The sequence below is a fragment of the Silanimonas algicola genome (assembly GCF_054777375.1).
This window is the reverse complement of sequence record NZ_BAAHAS010000003.1, coordinates 450,487-469,087: the sequence shown is the minus strand read 5'-3', so window position 1 is coordinate 469,087 and position 18,601 is coordinate 450,487. Positions and strand designations below refer to the sequence as shown.

At 65.9% G+C, this 18,601-nt stretch carries 18 protein-coding genes; 6 read left to right on the top strand and 12 right to left on the bottom strand.

Features of this window, described 5'->3' with window-relative positions; translation table 11 throughout:
- Window positions 1-50: 50 nt before the first annotated feature.
- The 3 genes from ACYVAK_RS12270 to ACYVAK_RS12260 all read right to left on the bottom strand — a co-directional run bounded on the left by ACYVAK_RS12270 (window position 51) and on the right by ACYVAK_RS12260 (window position 2,177).
- The gene (locus ACYVAK_RS12270) at window positions 51-512 is read right to left on the bottom strand and encodes a hypothetical protein (RefSeq protein ID WP_461061368.1); all 462 of its coding nucleotides are present in this window, start codon (window positions 510-512) and stop codon (window positions 51-53) included.
- A 195-nt stretch (window positions 513-707) separates the two neighbouring features.
- On the bottom strand, window positions 708-1,055 hold the full coding sequence (locus ACYVAK_RS12265; RefSeq protein WP_461061366.1) for a hypothetical protein: 348 nt from the start codon (window positions 1,053-1,055) through the stop codon (window positions 708-710).
- 300 nt (window positions 1,056-1,355) lie between these two features.
- Window positions 1,356-2,177 (bottom strand): arginase family protein, encoded by an 822-nt coding sequence (locus ACYVAK_RS12260; protein WP_461061365.1) that lies wholly within the window; start codon window positions 2,175-2,177, stop codon window positions 1,356-1,358.
- Between the two features lie 109 nt (window positions 2,178-2,286).
- Between ACYVAK_RS12260 and ACYVAK_RS12255 the strand changes: the two genes are divergently transcribed.
- Window positions 2,287-2,574 carry a hypothetical protein gene (locus ACYVAK_RS12255; protein WP_461061363.1) on the top strand — a complete coding sequence of 96 codons (288 nt, stop codon included), beginning with the start codon at window positions 2,287-2,289 and terminating at the stop codon, window positions 2,572-2,574.
- Between the two features lie 1,500 nt (window positions 2,575-4,074).
- Window positions 4,075-4,863, top strand: coding sequence for a hypothetical protein (locus tag ACYVAK_RS12250; protein WP_461061361.1), 789 nt, complete (start codon window positions 4,075-4,077; stop codon window positions 4,861-4,863).
- A 288-nt stretch (window positions 4,864-5,151) separates the two neighbouring features.
- On the opposite strand, the gene ACYVAK_RS12245 is transcribed toward ACYVAK_RS12250, so the two are convergent.
- From ACYVAK_RS12245 to ACYVAK_RS12215, 7 genes are all read right to left on the bottom strand, one after another.
- On the bottom strand, window positions 5,152-5,448 hold the full coding sequence (locus ACYVAK_RS12245) for an HNH endonuclease (RefSeq protein ID WP_461061359.1): 297 nt from the start codon (window positions 5,446-5,448) through the stop codon (window positions 5,152-5,154).
- Window positions 5,449-5,849: 401 nt separating this feature from the next.
- Window positions 5,850-6,656 carry an alpha/beta fold hydrolase gene (locus ACYVAK_RS12240; protein WP_461061357.1) on the bottom strand — a complete coding sequence of 269 codons (807 nt, stop codon included), beginning with the start codon at window positions 6,654-6,656 and terminating at the stop codon, window positions 5,850-5,852.
- On the bottom strand, window positions 6,653-7,741 hold the full coding sequence (locus ACYVAK_RS12235; RefSeq protein WP_461061355.1) for an MBL fold metallo-hydrolase: 1,089 nt from the start codon (window positions 7,739-7,741) through the stop codon (window positions 6,653-6,655). Before ACYVAK_RS12235 ends, ACYVAK_RS12240 begins: the two co-directional genes overlap by 4 nt.
- Window positions 7,738-8,550, bottom strand: a complete 813-nt coding sequence (locus ACYVAK_RS12230) for an SDR family NAD(P)-dependent oxidoreductase (RefSeq protein WP_461061353.1) — start codon at window positions 8,548-8,550, stop codon at window positions 7,738-7,740. The genes ACYVAK_RS12235 and ACYVAK_RS12230 overlap by 4 nt, the downstream gene beginning before the upstream one ends.
- On the bottom strand, window positions 8,547-8,987 hold the full coding sequence (locus ACYVAK_RS12225) for a DUF2141 domain-containing protein (RefSeq protein WP_461061351.1): 441 nt from the start codon (window positions 8,985-8,987) through the stop codon (window positions 8,547-8,549). Before ACYVAK_RS12225 ends, ACYVAK_RS12230 begins: the two co-directional genes overlap by 4 nt.
- Before the next feature lie 41 nt (window positions 8,988-9,028).
- Window positions 9,029-12,082, bottom strand: a complete 3,054-nt coding sequence (locus ACYVAK_RS12220; protein ID WP_461061349.1) for an efflux RND transporter permease subunit — start codon at window positions 12,080-12,082, stop codon at window positions 9,029-9,031.
- Window positions 12,079-12,993 carry an efflux RND transporter periplasmic adaptor subunit gene (locus tag ACYVAK_RS12215; RefSeq protein ID WP_461061347.1) on the bottom strand — a complete coding sequence of 305 codons (915 nt, stop codon included), beginning with the start codon at window positions 12,991-12,993 and terminating at the stop codon, window positions 12,079-12,081. The genes ACYVAK_RS12220 and ACYVAK_RS12215 overlap by 4 nt, the downstream gene beginning before the upstream one ends.
- 192 nt (window positions 12,994-13,185) lie before the next feature.
- Here ACYVAK_RS12215 and ACYVAK_RS12210 point away from each other — a divergent pair, with 192 nt between their 5' ends.
- Window positions 13,186-13,866 carry a TetR/AcrR family transcriptional regulator gene (locus tag ACYVAK_RS12210; protein ID WP_461061345.1) on the top strand — a complete coding sequence of 227 codons (681 nt, stop codon included), beginning with the start codon at window positions 13,186-13,188 and terminating at the stop codon, window positions 13,864-13,866.
- Window positions 13,867-14,131: 265 nt separating this feature from the next.
- Here ACYVAK_RS12210 and ACYVAK_RS12205 read toward each other — a convergent pair whose 3' ends face one another.
- A complete protein-coding gene (locus tag ACYVAK_RS12205; protein ID WP_461061343.1) occupies window positions 14,132-14,617 on the bottom strand; it encodes a DUF1203 domain-containing protein in 486 nt (161 codons plus the stop codon).
- 204 nt (window positions 14,618-14,821) lie between these two features.
- Between ACYVAK_RS12205 and ACYVAK_RS12200 the strand changes: the two genes are divergently transcribed.
- From ACYVAK_RS12200 to ACYVAK_RS12190, 3 genes are all read left to right on the top strand, one after another.
- Window positions 14,822-15,211, top strand: coding sequence for a DUF2237 family protein (locus ACYVAK_RS12200; protein WP_461061341.1), 390 nt, complete (start codon window positions 14,822-14,824; stop codon window positions 15,209-15,211).
- Window positions 15,212-15,270: 59 nt separating this feature from the next.
- The gene (locus ACYVAK_RS12195; protein ID WP_461061339.1) at window positions 15,271-16,107 is read left to right on the top strand and encodes a lysophospholipase; all 837 of its coding nucleotides are present in this window, start codon (window positions 15,271-15,273) and stop codon (window positions 16,105-16,107) included.
- Window positions 16,108-16,182: 75 nt separating this feature from the next.
- Window positions 16,183-17,988 (top strand): serine hydrolase domain-containing protein, encoded by a 1,806-nt coding sequence (locus tag ACYVAK_RS12190; protein ID WP_461061337.1) that lies wholly within the window; start codon window positions 16,183-16,185, stop codon window positions 17,986-17,988.
- 19 nt (window positions 17,989-18,007) lie between these two features.
- On the opposite strand, the gene ACYVAK_RS12185 is transcribed toward ACYVAK_RS12190, so the two are convergent.
- Window positions 18,008-18,595: an NAD(P)H-dependent oxidoreductase gene (locus ACYVAK_RS12185; protein ID WP_461061335.1), complete on the bottom strand. Its 588-nt coding sequence runs from the start codon at window positions 18,593-18,595 to the stop codon at window positions 18,008-18,010.
- Window positions 18,596-18,601 lie beyond the last annotated feature (6 nt).

Below are 18,601 nucleotides of genomic sequence, written 5' to 3'. Positions count from 1 at the left end.
CCGGATGGCTGCGACAGGATGTGTCGCAGCGAACAACGAGTCGAGACGGGTCAAAGGCTTAGATTCGGCAGATGCTCCACGCTTTGCAGGAGGGGGCCATGTCGCTCCTGAAAGCGCTGCGCCAAAACATCAAAGAGCGCCGCTTCGTCTTCGGCGCCAAAGAGGGCCGGCCCCTGCGAGGCATCGTGACTACGCCGCGGGATTGCGGTGAATCGCTCGTGGATGCGTTCTGACCAGTCGCGTGCAAACCGCAAATCCACGAGCAGGACCTGAAACGCCACATAGACCGCGACGTCCACGCAGCGCCCACCGTCCACGTATCGCCAGACCCCCGTGCTGCAACGCAAGCACCCAGCCGGCCCGTGGCACGCCCCGAGACTGCACCGCCAGTCCCCGAACTCGACCATGAAGAGCGAACGACGATCGTCGAGGCGGCCTGCCGCCTCCAGGGTGCGGTAGTCCGTATCGATCGACCGGGGCTCCGGCACCGCAATCTTGTCGCGATCGCTCAAGGTGTCACCTCAATGGCAGGCCCGCTAGGGCAATGGTTGAGCGTTCGCCAAACAAGCTGAGGCGATTGAGTGGGGTTCATCGGAAGGAGCCGCTCAAACCCATCCGCTGTATCGAGGGAAGATCTTGCTTCGTCCGCGATGAGTGCCTACTGCGACGCATAAGGTGTCCACGAACGCCGGGGCCATTCCGACGCCCTAGGATCGCGATACGCCAAAAGCGTCGAGAAACTGCTCGGCGACCTCCAGCTCCAGCAGATCATTACGGCGCAGGAACGAAACGAATGCGACACCGACGAGCTTCAGTTCTTCTTCCGTCAACACACAAAGCCTGAAGGGCATGCCTTTGGACTTTTCCCCACGAACCGCCAACAACTGCTCGGCCAGCGTATCTCGCCAGATCCTCAAATCATTGAGTTCCAACAAGGACTCGAAGATCTCGGCTAGCGAAGATTTTGGCGCGGAGAAGCAAAAGGTCGTTTTTTCACCGGACTCGAAGACATCATGCAACTTACAGTCCGGAAACCGCCGAAGCAGTTGGGCCACGTGAACGGATGTTCTCTCTCGCATAACCACCTCATTCCTTGTCTGCCGCGAATCGGCTCTCATCAGCAGCGCGCGGGACTTCTATAGCTCAGTCCCTGCGCAACCCCTGAGCCAGAAAACCGAATGCCGGCGACTGGCTATAAAGTCCACGCGGCGGCGACCAGAGCCTGGCGTCTAGCACCCATCTCCGCGGACACCGACAAACGACGAGACCCTGCGAAATCGCAAGCGCAGCGCTCTCAACAGAGCCACATGGATCATTGTCCGCAGGGCTGAGACACGATGTGTCGCAGCGACTCGCTAGGCGGACATCACGGCCCGCATGGTGTTCACGTGGAGATCGATCACCCTGGACAGCGGGTCCTGATAGCCACCCGCCAGAACCCAAGCCACGGGAACGCCACGGTCCTTCAGTCCCTTGAACACCTGGGCGTCTCGCTCGGCCATCTGCTCGGTCGTGAGAAAGCCACCGAGCGGATCATCGATGTGCGGATCGGCGCCAGCCTGATAGAGCACGATGTCGCAGGCCGACATCGCAACGACGTCATTCCGTATCTGGGCCAGGAAGGACTCGGCGTGCTTCGGCATGTAGAAGTGCTTGCCCGCCGTGATGTGCACGATGTTTCGGCACTTCAAGGCTGCAAGTATCTCGTCGGTACCGTCACCGTAGTGGTAGTCGTAGTCGAGGATCCCGACGCGCAAACCATGGGTTTCGGCTTGCAACGCCAGCGCTGTGACCATCAGCCCGTTGAACGTGCAGTAGCCGCCGCCGGAGTCGTAGCCCGCATGGTGGAAGCCAGAGACGGGGGCTGCGACCGCCGTGCCACTGGCCAAGGCCCAGTGCGCCGCCGTCAGCAGGGCACCCGAGGTATAGGGCAGGCTGGCATTGACCTCCGGCGAGAACGTGCCGAACCCATTCGCTTCATTGAGAGAAAGCACCGCATCCACGTACCGCCCAGAATGGGCACGGAGCAGGTCGTCGCGGGTAACCGGCACCGGCGGACGGATCTCGAGCGTCGGCCACTCGCGCCGCCACGCCTCGACCACGGCGGCCGGCTTGGCCGCGCTGGGGGACGTTCCTTGTGCCGGTGCCACCATGGCATCGCTGTAGACAACCTGCATGGAACTCTCCTTGCGCCAGAGCCCTGCATTGTCCCAAAGCAGCGTCGCAGGGCATGCGACGGCATGTGCTTACGCTGGGCCCGAACCACTGCGACTTTGGGAGTCTTCAATGCCCACGCTGACCCAAGGCAATGTTTTCGACGCCGCCCAGCGGACACCACTGGCCGTGGTCTTCGGCCACATCGGCTTCAACCTGATGTCGATGCATTGGAGCGATTTCGCAAGGCGGATCCCGACGCTATCGGACCTCGCCGATCCTCTTCGGGAAGCGCCTCGGCAGCCAATCGAGTGGGGAGAAGGACGTTGGCGTTGGATGGTGCTCTGCACTGCCGCAGATGGCATGACCGAGGCCGAGCACGAGAAGGCTCTTGGCGAGGCCGTTGCTTGGGCCTTGTAGAACGACTTTTTGACCCATCCAGAAGAAACGCCACTAACGAACGATTTAGGCGACTCTTTCGTTAGGTCTGCTTCGGTCTCGAGCGGACGTCTACTCTGTTGACCCAGCGCTTTTGCTTCTCCAGAAAAGGCTGCACGCTACTAAAGGGAATAGGGACGTCGGCAGCACCTGATCCATTTCGGCCAGGAACACTTCGCGCCGCGTGCGCCTTCGCCCCCCCCAGATCCTCGGCATCACCTAACGAGAGGTCCTTCGGACTCAGCCTTGAACCGACGATCGATTGTCCCCGAGAGCGGCGGAGCTGCTCAGACCTTTCCTAGGCTGGGCGGGTTCTTTCAGTATTCTTCGAGAATTGCGAGGTCGCTAGCCACAGCAGTAATGAGACTTTCGACATCGCATAGTCGCCACGTCAATCAGGTTCCTTCACGTGCTCACAACCCCGATCATCCCGAGTTGGATTCGCGAGTTTGAATGCCCCGGCTACACGAACGTCTTCTCACTGTATCCAGAATCATCGAGGCTGTATGGGACGGAAACTCTATTCCCAGACTGGGGTGCTGAAACACTGATGTTGGCGAAGGATGCGGCTCCTACGCATGTCATTCGCGATTTGGGGTGGCGGCATGCCGTGAGGGGCGATCCAGGGGGCTGGAGGACAAACGAGCGTCTCGAGGAACTCGCCAAGCTTTTGCCGGGAACAAAGCTGTACGGCTCTGCAACAGCCAACATGCTGTACGACCACTCTGGATGGAGCAGACCCCTGGGAGCATTCTGGAGTGGCCCTCTGCATGAGTATCTGGTTGAAGTGCTGCGGTGGGTGATCGCTTCGATGCCAAATGTTCGCGCCATTGCATGCCTGGGCGCCGAGTCGTGGCACCTGACTGCATCTGCCATGGGAATGCCCTTCGAGGCCAAGGGATGGGCACGTTATCGTGATCAGAGCCTTCTGCTTCGAGGATTTCTATCCGGCAAATCGATAATCGCGTCGGCGCACTATCACCCCGCCGCGAGAACGTTGGCTGATCGAAAGCTGGCTAACTGGAAAATGCTTGGTGATTCACTCCGAATGCCGACCTAGGTCTTCTGCAGGATCCTCTGTAGGCGCCTTAGCGGTTAGGTGATTACGTGTTTCAACTGACTCGCTCAGCTTTTTTGCATCCAGTTCCTCAACCCGCTGGGCATGACCCCCTGAAGAGACTCGTCGCAGTTCAGAAGCAAGACGCTTTCAGATCCGAGACAAAGAGCTTGCGGATTGGTTGGATCGGTAGTCGAGCCTCGGACGCGGCGCGCCCCACGTGCAATAGAGGTATCGCTGCTGGAGAGTTCGGACCGATCCGGAGTCTCGGCACATGCTACGACGCTCTGTTGCCAACGGGCGTCGGCGACGTTTGATAACGCAGTCTAGGAACTCCCACCTTGCGATCTGAAGGGCCAAATCTCATGGCTGGTAAGCGCGCTAAGGCGCCAGGGCACCAGCGTCGAGTTGAGCAAGAGGCGACGATGAAGATTCTTCGACCACCTAAGAAAGGGTCCATCAGCAAGTTTGTGAGGGGAGTGGAGGTGGTGAACATCCTCCCTAGCGCTCTTCTTTCTCTGGCTGCTCTCGGGTTTCGCCAATACAACTGGGAGGGATTCCTAGCTGTAGACAACGTCATTCCCCATGAAAGAGTTGTTAGGGCATATGGTCCTCACGGCTGCGTCTTCCTCGGCCGCCGCGGTAAGTTCAGGCTGTATGCCTGGTATGGATCGAAAATCGCTCGCTTCTCCAGATTGCACTCGATGATTGCGGGAGTCGAATTTAAGAGCAAAGAATTCTTTATGGTCGGCAGCAGATCGATTGGTGATCGATTCGGCCTAAGGACAAGCATTTTCGGCGGATTCAGCGTCAGAAACGGCAAAGATCTTCGGCTTCTCCAAGGCCTTCCCCTCTACAAGAGCCTAGAGCATGCTCCGGGTCAGTATTCACACAAGGGCCGAAAGGCTTCAGGGATGCGATGGGAGGGGGATCTATTCCTCATGAAGGAAGCCAATGATCTGCTTCATCACCTCCATGAGCGCCTAGAGGAGATGGGCATAGAACACGACATCGCCTATTGGACTTTGGATACTGGGTTCATTGAAGCCTACGCTGAAGGCTTGGGTGAGGAGTTTCTTGGCCCCGCATGCGATGTTCAGGCGGAAGTTCCGGGCCACAGTGGCGTGAGCTACACCCAAGGCGACGGATTTGTCTCTGCTGGTGTTGAGAACGATGACCCACTGTGGACATTCAACGAAGCGATGGGGCGATAGCAGTTCGCCAATCGATCGATATCTCGCCGACGTCTCCCCGGCCTTGAGTAGCGCGCGCACTTGAAACGGTCATCCCAAGGCGAACGACAGGCCGGTGCACCCGTTTAGCGAGCACGGTATCGTCCATGCTGTACTGGGACAACGGCTCGACAACCGACTATCCGTCGGGATGACCGTCTACGGCCAAAAGCAAACATGCAACGCATGAATTGAGCGGCTTTCGGACTGCCGCAGCAGCGCCCAGTCTTCGCCGGGGCCGTACGGCAATCCTCATGTCTGCCGGCATGGTTAGCTGCGCGACGTCGCTTTTCGTGACTGCATTTGGGCCCTGTATTCTTGTGGTGAAGGCGGTGGCGCAAGTTGGTGCCGCCCCTGATTGCAGCGTAGACAAGCGGCGACGATGTTCCGCTTGCTATGCGGCCCGCCATCCGACACTGCAAGTAAGTGCTCTGCTGTGCATGAGTCCGGCAGGCCGGACCCCGGGCGCGACATTGGTCGCTCGCAGTAAAAGCAAAGGTTGCGTTGCTTCGCTGCAGCAAGACGCCGCAGCAAGGGAAAATACTTGGGTAGATATCTCTTGCTCATGATTGGACTCGGTCTGTTCAGACGAGTCCCGTGTGCTCATGAAGCAACTACGGGGGGCTAGCCAGGAAGCTGGACTAGCATGAGGCGCCTTGTGGCATGTGCCCTTACCGCGCCCCTCGATTCGGACGCATCCTTAGGGTGTGTATGTTCCTGCCCACTGTCAAGGCGACGTTTCTGCGGTCTTTAGTTGCGCATCGGGCAGGAACTCAGCATCTCGAATGCCTGCCTTGTGTCGCGATCCGAGGCTGCCCGAGCACGGCATCCCGACTGCTACGCTCATCCGGATCCGCCATGACCAGCCCTGCGCGGGCAGCAGCATCGGGCGCCGGAAGCAGGCCTTGGCGGGCAAGAAGAATGCTGTCGTGAGTACGACAAGGGGCGCGAGGGCGCCCGATGCGCCCCTAGTGCGGAGTCCTCGACACCCTTCTTGCGAAAGACAAGGTCGCGCTCCACACCGATGAGCTGAAGACCAGGCCAATATGGCTGCCGCCCACGCGCTGATGAAGGATGGCGGGCGAGTGGTGGTCGATGCTGGCCGCCGGGGCGACGACACCATCGCTTCCGCTGTAGAGCGATAGCATCGGCACCGCGATGGGGCGCGACTCCCGCTCACGGATGGCGCGTTCGATCCAATCAACGTCGACGCCGCGGCGCCGGTACATGGCGGCAGCCCGGGTGTACTTCGGCCCGCCGACCACCGGCGACCCAATGGTGACGACGCCGAGCACCGCCTCGGGATGCTCGCGGGCCACCTCCCGCGCGAGGTAGCCGCCCAAGCTCCAACCCACGAGCAACAGCGGGCGGCCCTCGCGGCGATGAGCCTCCAGCACGACAGGGATCAGGCGCTCGCAGAGCATCGGCACCGCGGCCTCGCCGCGGTAAGGCGTGGGCCACGAGGCGCCCCATCGGGCAGGGACATCCGACGCGCGATGTCGAAGATCGAGGCCGGCCAGATTCCGCCCGAGACCCCAACCTTTTGTCCGCACGCCACCTGCCTCGAGCGCATCGCGCATTGGTCGGGTCCAGCGGTCATCGGCGCCAAACCCTGGGACCACCAAGGCAGAGGCAAACGACTCGGCACAGGATCGCTTTCGCCAACGCGCCTGAGCCCAATGCGGCAGCATCGCGGCCGCCTGGGCAATCGCCCGCACCTCGCCCACGGATCGCCATGCCGAGGGCGGGGCGATGGGCGTCAACGTCGACGTCATGGCTTGGGAGTCTCCGCGGCACGGACCGGCAGCCAGCCACCGATCGGGATCAGGTCGAAGCGGTCATGGTCGGGGATCGGCGCCGCGGCGTCGAAGGCGGCTCGCGTTTCGGCGGGGGATTCCTCGCCCAAGGAAAAGGTGCCCCAGTGCACGCCGAAGCCCGATCGAGCGCCGACGCGCCGGAAGGCCGAGTGCGCCTCCGCCGGATCGAGGTGCTCGAAGCGCATCCACTGACGCGGCGCGTACGCCCCGACCGGGATGGCCGCGACATCCGGCGCGCCGAGGCGGAGGCGGATGGCCTCGAAGATTCCCGGGGCGTCCGCCGTATCGCCGGCGAAGTAGAAGCGTCCGGGCGCACCGTCGAGGAACCAGCCACCCCACAGCGTCCGGTTCTTTCCAGCAAGCGATCGTCCGCTGCCATGCTGGGCCGGTGTGAAGGTGACCTTTAGGCCCTCGATCTCGCGCTGCTCCCACCACTCGAGGACCTCGAGACGCGCTCGCAACGAGCGATCGAGGAGGTGCTCAAGGCCTCGACCGCCGAGAAGACGCGGCGTTGTGCCGGAGCGCTTCGTGATGGATCGCAGGGTCGGCAGATCGAGATGGTCGAAGTGGTCGTGCGACAGCAGGATGAGGTCGATCGGCGGCAGGTCGTCGACGGTCAAGGCGGGGGGCGTGAATCGCTTCGGACCCACACCGGGCAACGGGCCGACGGTCTCACGAAGGACCGGGTCGACGAGGACCCAGCGGCCGTTGGCATGGATCAGAAGAGACGCATGACCCAGCCACGCGACAGCAAAGGGCTCGCGGGCCATGCCAGCGATATCGAGCGCCAGCACCTCCGGACGCCCATCGACGCCATCGCGCCCGCCGATCTGCCGCGCCGCCTTCCGAAGGATGTAGCCCGGCCCCGCGCGCTCGCCGCGATCGGCCGGATCGCGCCAGGGGTTCATGTAGGCATCGCCCTCCACGCGCGGCCTTGACCAGTCCGGCGCGGTCGCTCGGTCGGTCGCCACGTTGGCGGCGCTGGAATCGCTGAAGACCATCGCGCCCAGCGCGGCCAGCATCCCGAGCAACTCTGCCTTCATGACGAAGGCTGCATCCCCCGCATGACGTTGTGCATGACGCGCACCCGCAACGAACGAGGCAGCGTTCCCAGACCGTGACCAAGAAGCTTCGCCAGCCATCCAGGCCGAACCGTCGTTCGTCGTCCCAGGGCGTCGAGGCAAGGCTCAACCAGATCCTCGGGATTCGCGGCCTTGCCCATGGCCATGCCAGCCCTGGTGGCGAAGCCGGTGGCGACCGGACCCGGGGCACAGCTCAGCACATCCACGCCCAGCGGCGCCCACTCCACCGCGAGTGCCTCGGCCAACGACTGCACATACGCCTTGGTGGCGGCATAGTTCGCGGACAGCGGCGTGCCCTGGAAGCCGACAACGGAACCGAAGAGCACGAGACCCCCACTCCGCCGGGCCACGAGACGCTGGCCGAACCGGTGGGCGATCCGAAGCACCGATCCCGCATTGACCTCCAGCATCTCGGCCTCGCCCTTCAGCGGGCGATCGAGGAACGGACCGATCGAACCGAAACCGGCAGCGGCGACCACCAACCCCACATCCAGATGTTCGGTTTGTTCCTCCAGCGATGCCACGCTCCGCGGATCGGCCAGATCCAAGGGGATCACGACACAGCGAATCGCGTGATTGATCTGGAGTTCTTCCGCGAGGACGCTCAAGGCCGCGACGCGGCGCGACACCAGCACGAGGTTGATCCGTCGCGCCGCGAGGCGACGGGCGAACGCACGCCCCAGGCCATCCGAGGCGCCGGTCACGATGGCCCACGGGCCGTAGCGTGCGGCGAACTCATCAGCGAGCGCGACGGCGGCTTCCGTGCTCATCGCTTCACCTCGATGGTCAGTTCGGTCACGCCGCCGCCCTCGATCGCGACGGCGGCCTCGTCGAAGCGCGGGGCGCGAAGCGTCGGGCGAGCATTGCGGGAGACGCCCCACGCCTCCTTGGGCATGCCCACAAGATTGGTGTCGACGAGCCGATTGCCGTTGAGATCGTGCGACGCGCCGACGGCATACAAGCCGTCGGGCAGGTCGGTGAACTCGCAGACCACCGTCGTGGCGGCGGGATGCCATTGCCGGAAGCGCGCCTTTTCGTCATCCGAGGGGAAGCCCGCGGCGGACTCGTAAAGGGCGCAGCCGGCCTCGCCCGACTCCGGCGAGTCCACGCTCAGGGTGACGCGAAGGGTGTTGCCAGCTTGAGCCGAAAGCGGCACGCAGAGCGAGGCCACCAGGAGAAACAGACGAGTGAGTGGACGGGAGGGCATGGCGATCCTCGGGGCGCTGGGGGAAAGGGACACGGACCCGTTCATGCGCGCACCTCCGGCGGCAGCAGCTTGTACATGACGGGGGTGACGATTCGGGCCAAGAGGGTCGAGCTCACGAGGCCACCGATCATCACGATCGCGAGCGGCGCATAGAGCGCCGAGCCGCTGACAGCCAAGGGCGTGAGGCCACCAATGGCGGTGACCGAGGTCAGCAAGACAGGCAGGAAGCGCTGCTCACCCGCCTTCTCGATGGCGTCGTCCAACGACAAGCCCTCGAGCCGCAGCTGGTTGGTGAAGTCGACCAGCAGGATCGAGTTCTTGGTCTCCACGCCGATCAGGGCGACAAAGCCGATGATCGCCATGTAGGACAGCGGATATCCCGTGAGGAACAGCGCGACCAGCGCACCCAGGATGCCGAAAGGTACCACGCCAGCAACGATCAGCACCGAACGGAAGCTGCCGAACTCGAGGACGAGGACCGCGAGGATGCCGAACGACGCGATGATGATCGCCGTGCCGAGCCCACCGAGGCTGCGCGAGGCGGCATCGGCCTCGCCACCGGCGACGATGCGGTAGCCCGGCGGCAAGGGCAGTTCATCAAGCGCAGCATAGACCGCACGGGACACGTCACCGGAGACGAAGCCTTCGCGGATCTGCGCGGTGATCGTGACCATGCGTTCCCGATCCAGCCGCTGGATCTGGCTCGGCCCGCTGACCAGCCGCGGCTCGGCGATCTGGCGGAACGGAATGGCGTCACCGCTGGTCCGGCTTGTGAAGTACAAAGACTCCAACAGGTCGGGCGTCGGGTGGCCGTCGATGGGCAATCGCAGCGTGACGGGATAGGCGTCGCCGCGCTCATCGCGGAAGGTCGACGACGCCACGCCCGCCACGGCGAGACGCGTGAGGCGGTCGAGGTCGAGGCTGGGCACGCCCAGCAACCCGGCCTCCTCGCGGTCGAAGCCGAGATCGAGGTCGATGCGCGGCAAGCGGATCGGGTTGTCGAGGTCGCGGACGCCCTCCACCTGTCGCAGTGCGCTCTCGACGTCACCGGCAAGGCGGCGCAGTTCGTCGAGATCCGGCCCCACCACGCGCACGGCAATGGGCGCCTCGATGGGCGGGCCGTTCTGGAACTGCTTCACGGTGATGCGCGCATCGGCGTAGCCGGCCAGTCTCGCGCGGAGGTCCTCCAGCACCGCCACCGAGGCATCGCCACGCCAGCGGTCCAGCGAGACGAAGACCTCCGCCGCCGTGGTGGTCGTCTCCGCCGGGAACACGTTGTAGTAGATCAGCGGGTTGCCGCGGCCGAGGTTGGCCATGCGATGCACCACGCCGGGCGTCTGGTCGAGCTCGGCTTCGACGAATTGCAGCGCGCGATCCGTGGCGCCCAGCGACGACCCCTCGGCCGCATCGATGGTCACGAGGAACTGCGGCTTGTCGGCCGCCGGGAACAGCGAGAAGCCCAGCAGCGGTGCAAGCCCCAGCGAACCCGCCACGAGCGCGAGCGCCAGCACCAACGTCGCCTTGGGCCGGGCGAGGGCGCGATGCATCACCGGCGCATAGAAGCGGTGGATGCCGCCCTTCACGGCGCGCAGCAAGCGGTTGCCCTCGGCATCCTCGTGCGCGGGCAGGAAGCGGCTCGCGAGGAACGGCACGATCGTGAAGGCCACGAGCAGCGACGCGAGCACCGTCATCACCACGGCCAGCGGGAGGCCGCGGGTGAATTTGCCCGCCCCTTCCGGGAGGTTGAGGAGCGGCAGGAAGGCCAGCACCAGGACGGCGGTGCAGCCCACGACGGCCAGCGCGATCTGCTTCGTGCCGTCGATGGCGGCGGTGAGCCGGTCCGAGCCCTCGCGCAGTCGTCGGGCGATGTTCTCGACCACGACGATGGCGTCGTCGACGAGCAGGCCGAGGGCGACCACGAAGCCGGCGATCGAGATCTGGTTCAAGGAGAAGCCGAGGAACCACAGCGCCGCGACGCCGAGGGCCAGTGACATCGGGATGGCCACCATCACGATGCCGGCCGCTCGCAGCCCCAAGGGCAGCAGGGTCAACGAGACCAGCCCCACCGCGATCAGGAAATCGATGCCGAGGCGGCGCAGCCGGTCACGGACATTGTTCGCCTGCTCGAAGCCAATCTCGAGGCGCACGCCCGGCGGCAGGCGTTCGCGGAACTCGGCCAGCCGCGCGTCGATGGCGTCCTGCACCTCGAAGATGCTGAAGCCGTCCTTCATGTTGGCGGTGACGAAGGCCGCGCGCTCGCCGTTGTAGCGACCGAGATAGGCCGCTTCCTCGGTCGCCCAACCGACCTTCGCGATGTCGCGCAGGGTCAGCGGGCGCCCTTCACGCAACGCCACGACGGTCTCGGCGACTTCATCGACGCTGTCGTAGTCGCCAGTGCCCTTGAGGTTGTAGCGGCGTTGGCCCACGTCCACCGCGCCACCGGGGACACTGCTGCCCTCCCCGGTCACCGCGCTGTCGACCGTCGCGACGTCGATGCCGAGGGCCGCCATGCGCGGCAGGTCCAGCGCCACGCGGACCTCCGGTTCGGGAAGCGCCCAGGACTCTGCGCGCCGCACCCCGGGAACGGTCTCCAGCGATTCCTCGAGGTCGTCGGCGAGGCGCTTCAGCGCCAAGGCATCCAAGTCCGGCGCGACCAAGGCCGCCTGCACGATGTTGACGAGGCCCGGGTTCGCCTTTCGGAAAGTGATCGACTGCAAGTCGGAAGGCAGTTCACCGCGCAGTGCATTCACCTCGCGCACCACCTCGTCGTACTTGTCGTCCGCATCGGTGGTCCATTCGAACTGGACGCGGATGACGCCGAGCCCGCTTTCGCTGGTCGAGCGGATCTCCTGCACGTCCTCGAGCTCGGCAATCGCGTCCTCGATGGGATCGATGGCGAGACGCTCGACGTCCTGCGGATCCGCACCGGGGTAGACCACGATGATCGTGGTAAGCGGGATCGGGAACGTCGGGTCTTCCTGCCGGGGAATGGCCATGAAGGCGTAGGCGCCGAGCACGGCGAGCAGCAGGAACACCACCGAGGTGAACTGCCATTGCCGGACCGAAAACGCCCAAGGGGAGAGGTCGCGACTCATGGGCGTGCCTCGACCGCCACGGCCATCCCGTCTTCAAGGAACGCCGCACCGCCGACCACCAGGGTGTCGTCCGGCGTCAGGCCCTGGAGCACCGAGACCCCGTCCGCCCGCACCTCGCCCAGGCGCACGGTCCGGAGGCGGGCCACTCCTTCATCGATGACAAAGACGTGGCCGCCTTCCGCACCCGCCTCCACCAGCGCCGAGGTCGGAATGCGCAAGCCCGCATCGTCGGCGTTGGCAGTGATGAGGGCTTTGCCAACGAGGCCGCTGCGAAGAGGCAGCCCGTCGCCGGCGATGGCGAGCTCCACGACGATGCCGCCGCTGGTGCCGCTGGCCTCGCCGGCCACACGCGTGACGGTCGCCGGAAGCGCACGCTCCGGAAGGGCGTCGAAGCGGACGGTCGCCGTGTCGCCTTCGCGAACGCGAAGGCCGTCGCGATCGGCGAGGGTCACCGGCAGCACCCAGCCCCGATCAACGCCAGACACTCGGAGCACTGGCTGGCCGGCGGTAACCACCTCGCCCGGCTCCGCCAGGCGCGCCAGCACGGTGCCGTCCGAGGCCGCCACCAGGCGTCCGAAGCGCTGGCCGAACCGTGCGGCCCGCAGGCGAGCCTCGGCCACGTCGAGCGTGGTCCGTGCGTCATCCCTCTGCTGGCGGGCGATCAGCTGCCGTTCGGCAAGGTCCTCCAGCCGGGCGAGGTCGCGCGTCGCGCGGGCCACCTGCTCCGAGGCCTCTCGCGCTTCGGCATCGAGCACCGTGGCGTCCAGCCGGGCCAGGGTTTGCCCGGCCCGGACCGTGTCGCCGATGTCGACGTCGATCGCAGCAATGACGCCGGCCGAGGTGAATCCGAGCGAGGCCTGGGTGTCGGCCTCAAGGCGCCCGATGCCGCGCACGGTCTCGGTGGAAGCCACACGCTGGGGAGTGGCGACCTCAACGTTTCGCGCTGTGTCGCCCGCCGGTGCTGGGGTTTCGGAACAGGCCGCGAGCAGGAGGACCGCGATGGCCAAAGGCAGGTTTCGGAGGGTCATGGCAGGGGTCGGCTGGGTGGTGTGTGCACCATACACATTGTTTGTGTACATTGCACACATAGACGTTCCCACCAGGTGAAGGCGGCCCGAACCAGCGTCCTGCCCGACCGAGGGGTGGTCCACGCCCGTACACTGGATCCCATGAGTTCACGAACGGCCCTGAAGAAGCCCAAGGACGCCTACCACCACGGCGACCTTCGAAACGCCCTGCTCGCCGTCGCACGTCGCGAGCTGGACGCTGGCGCCTATGAACAATTGAGCCTTCGCGAATTGGCGCGTCTCGCCGGCGTCAGCGCCAATGCGCCGTACCGGCACTTCGTTTCAAAGGACGAGATCCTCGCGGAGGTCGCCGCACAGGGCTTCCGCGAACTCAGCGCCCGGATGGACGCCGAGCAACATCCGGAGCCAAGGGAACGCCTCGCAAAGCTGTGCGATGTCTACACGACCTTCGCCAGTGAACACCCAGCGGTCTACCGCACCATGTTCGGTTCGGAAAAACAGGCCTTGATGGATTTCCCGGTGCTGCAGGAGGCCGCGGGCGCCAGCTTCGGCCGGCTGGTCGCCGCAACCATCGCCGCGTACGGCAGCGGCCATCCGGAGGAGTTGGAAACTCTCGCGCGGGCCAGCGCCTTGTGGTCCTTGGTCCACGGCTGGTCGCGTCTCGTCATCGACGGCGTGACCTGCTTTTTGCCTGAGGGATCGATCGCTCCCGCATCGGTGAGCGCGCGGTCGATCATCCAAGCCTGGCGACGCTGAGTCTTGTCGATCGACCGCTGAACGCCTGCGTCGCCTGGCGTGCCGCTCGGATCAGCGGCGAGCCGCCCCACAAGCATCGACGCCCGCTTTGGGTCGGGAGCAAAACCGGGGTAAGCGCGGCATCCCCAACGGTGGCGGCGAGAAGCCACGCCGATGGGCACAGCACGCGCTGCGCGCCCATCTCCTGGAGAAAGCGGAACGGCTCGCGCCGATCGGTGGGCCGTCATCGCGATGAAGCACGGCCGACGGCATCCCGCCGAGCCGATCACCGCACCACACCTCCAGAAGCCCGCTCGGCACGGGCCGCGAAGCACCCGAACGTGGCGTAGTGCACGTGGACGTAGGCCACGAGCGGCTGGGCGAGCATCGCGTCGAGCACCGGAGCGAGCGCGTGGCCCTCGACGAGGCGGGCGTCCAACGCGCAGTGCTCCGACGAGAACGCCCGGACCGACAGCGTCCTTCGCGCCAGGGCCGGCGGCACCGCGTCGATGCACTCCGCCGGAGCGTCCGTGCTCCGACGGAGGTAGACCGCGTAACGCGACCGGTAAGGGCTATCGACGGGCAGGTGCTCGTGGTTGACGAGGAGGACGGTCTCACCCACCGGCACGTCGTCCAGGCCGACGCGGTCCGGGAACCCAGGACACTCGGTAACGGTGACGCGCCGGGCGTGTTGGCGGGCGAGCGGCTCGTCGTCGAGCGCCCACAAGGCGCTGTAGGGCGAGGGGTCGATGCCACGGATGACGAAGACCATGGGAGGCTCCTGAGCATGGGGCGCTCAGCGTCTCGCGACCTGCGCCCGCCCGTCGCTCCGGTTTTTGCGCCTCGTCGGCGACCGGATCGGCCGTCATCGTCGCGGTCGATGGTCCCCAGCGCGTTGGACGAGGATCACGCAAGGCCCGTCCGAGAGGCGTGGCTGTACACACGCCGCAACGCGAGTTGGTCGACAATGCCGGGCATGGCCCCCTCCACCCGAATCCTCAACGTCCTCGGCACCCCGCTGGAGGACTGCAGCCACGACCCGAAGACCGGCTGGTTCCGCGACGGCTGCTGTCGCACCGACGACCAGGATCGCGGCAGCCACACGGTCTGTGCCAAGGTCACCGCGGAGTTTCTCGAGTTCTCGGTGCGCGCCGGCAACGATCTCGTGACGCCGCGACCGGAGTTCGGCTTCCCTGGCCTGAAGCCCGGCGATTCATGGTGCGTCTGCGCCTCGCGCTGGATGCAGGCCTTCGAGGCCGGTGTCGCGCCGCCGGTGAGGCTCGAGGCGACGCACGAGAAGGCCATGCAGATCATCCCGCTGGCCGCGCTGCGCTACCACGCGATCGAAGACGACGCGGCGGACTGAGCCCGCACGGGACCGGCAGCCCCGTGGGGCCATACCGACGATGCATGACAGGAGGCCTGATGGCCACGACGACGGACGGTTTCCTCACCAGCAGCGATGGCACACGCCTGTTCTTCCGTCGCCACGTGGCGGCGGCGCCCAGGGCGCGAATCCTCGTCATCCACGGCTTCGCCGAGCACAGCGGCCGCTACCTCGAACTGCTCGACGCGCTGGCCGACGCGGGCTTCGACGCGCTCGCGTTCGATCTGCGCGGGCATGGGCGTTCGGAGGGTCGTCGGGCGCACCTCCGTCGCTTCGAGGACTATCTGGATGACACCCGCGCCGCCTTCTCGGCTCTCACGGCGGGCACGGACGGCACCGCGCTGGTGTTCGGCCACTCCATGGGCGGGCTGATCGCCACGCATTTCGCCGCCTCGGTACCGGAGCGCTGCCGCGCCTTGGCGCTCAGCAGCCCGATGTTCGCCCGCGCGCTCGCGGTGAACCCGCTGAAGCTGTTGGCCGCTCATGTGTTGGGCCGACTGCTGCCTGTGTTCTCGATGCCCAGCGGCATCACCGGCGCGCATCTGACGAGTGATCCGGACGAGATCGAACTTCACGATGCCGACCCGCTGGTCCTCCACCAGGCGCGCGCAGGCTGGTTCATCGCGCTCGAAACGGCGATGGCGGCAGCACCCGCGGCCGTGGCCCGCCTGACGATGCCGCTCTACCTGATGCACGGCGAGGCCGACCCACTGACCGCCTTCGACGCGAGCCGTGCGCTGTTCCCCTTGGCGCCCAGCACCGACAAGACCTTCGTGGCCCTGCCCGGCATGCGCCACGAGACCCTGCACGAGATCGGTCGGGAGAAAGTGCGGTCCGACCTCGTGGCGTGGCTGGCGGCGCACGCGGCCCCCTGATCCCCGCGGCAGGCGGTCAACCGAAGGCGCCTCCGCGCGTTCGCCGCCTCAAACCGTCTGAAGAGGCACCTCGCCATGGGCATCACACGCACCCTCCTCCCGCGGGTCCGGCACGGGCTGTCGCTGCTCGGCGCGCTGGCCGCCGGCATGCTCTGGGCCGCCCCGCCCCCGACCGCCGACCAGATCGCCGCCGCGCGCGCCTACCACGAGTCGGCGGGGGGCCAGGGGCTCGTCATCCTGCACGACGGCCAGCTGATCCATGAGTCGTATGCCAACGGCGGCAACGCGAACACGCAGGTGCTGCTGGCCAGCGGCACGAAGGGCTTCACCGGCCTGTTCGGGGCCATGGCCGCCGAGGACGGGCTGTACCGGCTGGACGACCCGGTGGCCGAGGTGGTGCCCGAGTGGCGCAGCGATCCCCGGCGCTCGCGCATCACCTGGCGCCACCTGCTCACGATGACGAGCGGCCTTGATGACGTGAAGGAGCAGAGCAGCTGGGAAAGCTTCCTGCAGGCCAAGGCCGTCGCCGACCCGGGCACGCTCTTCGATTACGGCAGCGCGCCGAACGTGTTCGGTGCCGCCCTGCAACGCAAGCTCGGCAGTGAGAAGGTGGCGGACTACATGCAGCGTCGCCTGTTCGGTCCACTGGGCATCCAGGTGAGCTGGCGCGGCAACTTCAGCGACGGCAACCCGCAGCTCAGCGGCGGCGCCTACGTGCGGACGCGCGAATGGGCCAACCTCGGCGAGATGGTGCGGCTTGGCGGGCGCTGGAAAGGCCAAACCCTGATTTCGCAGGACCGGCTCGAACAGGCGTTGACGGGAACGACGCCCAACCCCGCCTATGGCCTGTACTGGTGGCTGAATCGCGAGGTCCCCGATTCGCTCGCACAAACGGCACCGCAGTTTGAACGCCACATCCTCGGCCTGATCGAAGCCGCGTTCCTTCCCGACGACTTCGCCATGGCGGCCGGCGCCTATGAGCAACGGCTCTATGTGATTCCCTCCTTGCAACTGGTCGTTGCACGCAACGGGCCGAAGTCGGCGGGCGGTCGCTTCGACGACGTGGCCTTCCTGTCACGTCTCCTGCCGCCCGTGCCGCCGCGCAACCACACGGCTTTGTACTGGGCTCCGCTCGAGCCGGGCTGGACGCTGGCCGTCTCCCATGTCGGCGAACAGGTGTTCCCGGTCTGGATGACCTACGGCGAAGACGGCAGTCCGGAGTGGTTTTCCCTCGAGTCGCTGAAGCCCGACGCACAGGGCGTGCTCCGGGGGGACATCGTGCGCTGGACGGGCAGCCCCTTCGCGCCCGGCACCGCGCCCGTACCGCCCCAGCGGACCCCTGCAGTCCTCGGCACGGTGACGCTTCTCTTCGCGAGCAACGGCGATCTCGAGTTCGGCGTGAAGTTGGGCAGCGAGCCCGTCCGCACGCGCAAGCTGGTGCCCTTCGCGATCGATGCCAAGCCCCCCACCTGCGTGTTCACCGTCGGCTCCCGTGCCGGCACGGGCAACCTCAGCGGCCTGTGGTGGAACCCCGAGGCCCCGGGTTGGGGCGTGAACGTGGTGCACCAAGGCAGCCGCATGTTCCTCGCCGGCTACACCTACGACGGCGACGGCACGCCCGGCTGGTCCGTGGCGCTGCTCGAGCGCCAAGCCGATGGCAGCTACCGGGGCGACATGGGGCGGCCGGTGGCCGGCACGCCGTTCAATCGAACGGAAGGACTCGCCGTGACCAACTTCCCCCTGCCCCTGGTCGGCACCATGACGCTGCGGCCCGAGAACGGCGAGCGGGTCACCCTGGAGATCGATGCGGCCGGTGTGCTCACGAGCACGCCGATCCGGCGGTTCTCCGGCGCCCTGCCCCAGACGGAGTGCACGGACTGAGCGCGAGCGCGGACGTTCCCTAAAGCACGACGCTCGTCTCTTCCATCCGTCCCAGCAGGCGGGCCAGTCGCACCCCGGGGTCCAACTCCGGGTCGAGGAGGTGCCGCAGCAGCGCGTCGGCCGACGCCTCCAGCGCGTCGTCGGCGAGCTCTACCGCGCCATGCAGCACGTAGGCGGGCAGGAAGGTCATGCCCAGCAGGTTGGCCGTCTGCTGCAGGGGCTTCAGCAGTTCGCTCATCGCATAGTGGTTGTAGCCCCCCGCCTGGTAGGACGTCGCCGGCCCGCCCGTCGAGATGGCGGAGACCCATGCCTTGCCCCTCAGGGCGTGCCCCCCGGGCCCATAGGCCCAGCCGTAGGTCAACACATCGTCCAGCCACTTCTTCATCAGCGGCGGCGTGGAGTACCACAAGAACGGATGCTGGAAGACGATGCGGTCATGCGCGAGGAGCAGCGACTTTTCATGTTCGACGTCGATCCGCCAGTCGGGATAGCGCTCGTACACGCGATGGACGGTCACTTCGGGCCGCTCGGCCAGCGCACTCGCCCATCGCCGGTTGACGCGCGAGGCGGCGAGGTTGGGATGGAAGACATTGACGAGGATCTTCATTGGCGG

Excerpts from the sequence above, each read along its gene's own strand:
- ACYVAK_RS12220 (WP_461061349.1), bottom strand. The coding sequence starts at position 12,082 with ATGAGTCGCGACCTCTCCCCTTGGGCGTTTTCGGTCCGGCAATGGCAG.
- ACYVAK_RS12200 (WP_461061341.1), top strand. The coding sequence starts at position 14,822 with ATGGCCCCCTCCACCCGAATCCTCAACGTCCTCGGCACCCCGCTGGAG.
- ACYVAK_RS12195 (WP_461061339.1), top strand. The coding sequence starts at position 15,271 with ATGGCCACGACGACGGACGGTTTCCTCACCAGCAGCGATGGCACACGC.
- ACYVAK_RS12250 (WP_461061361.1), top strand. The coding sequence starts at position 4,075 with ATGAAGATTCTTCGACCACCTAAGAAAGGGTCCATCAGCAAGTTTGTG.
- ACYVAK_RS12185 (WP_461061335.1), bottom strand. The coding sequence starts at position 18,595 with ATGAAGATCCTCGTCAATGTCTTCCATCCCAACCTCGCCGCCTCGCGC.
- ACYVAK_RS12205 (WP_461061343.1), bottom strand. The coding sequence starts at position 14,617 with ATGGTCTTCGTCATCCGTGGCATCGACCCCTCGCCCTACAGCGCCTTG.
- ACYVAK_RS12230 (WP_461061353.1), bottom strand. The coding sequence starts at position 8,550 with ATGAGCACGGAAGCCGCCGTCGCGCTCGCTGATGAGTTCGCCGCACGC.
- ACYVAK_RS12190 (WP_461061337.1), top strand. The coding sequence starts at position 16,183 with ATGGGCATCACACGCACCCTCCTCCCGCGGGTCCGGCACGGGCTGTCG.
- ACYVAK_RS12235 (WP_461061355.1), bottom strand. The coding sequence starts at position 7,741 with ATGAAGGCAGAGTTGCTCGGGATGCTGGCCGCGCTGGGCGCGATGGTC.
- ACYVAK_RS12260 (WP_461061365.1), bottom strand. The coding sequence starts at position 2,177 with ATGCAGGTTGTCTACAGCGATGCCATGGTGGCACCGGCACAAGGAACG.
- ACYVAK_RS12255 (WP_461061363.1), top strand. The coding sequence starts at position 2,287 with ATGCCCACGCTGACCCAAGGCAATGTTTTCGACGCCGCCCAGCGGACA.
- ACYVAK_RS12225 (WP_461061351.1), bottom strand. The coding sequence starts at position 8,987 with ATGCCCTCCCGTCCACTCACTCGTCTGTTTCTCCTGGTGGCCTCGCTC.
- ACYVAK_RS12245 (WP_461061359.1), bottom strand. The coding sequence starts at position 5,448 with ATGAGCAAGAGATATCTACCCAAGTATTTTCCCTTGCTGCGGCGTCTT.
- ACYVAK_RS12240 (WP_461061357.1), bottom strand. The coding sequence starts at position 6,656 with ATGACGTCGACGTTGACGCCCATCGCCCCGCCCTCGGCATGGCGATCC.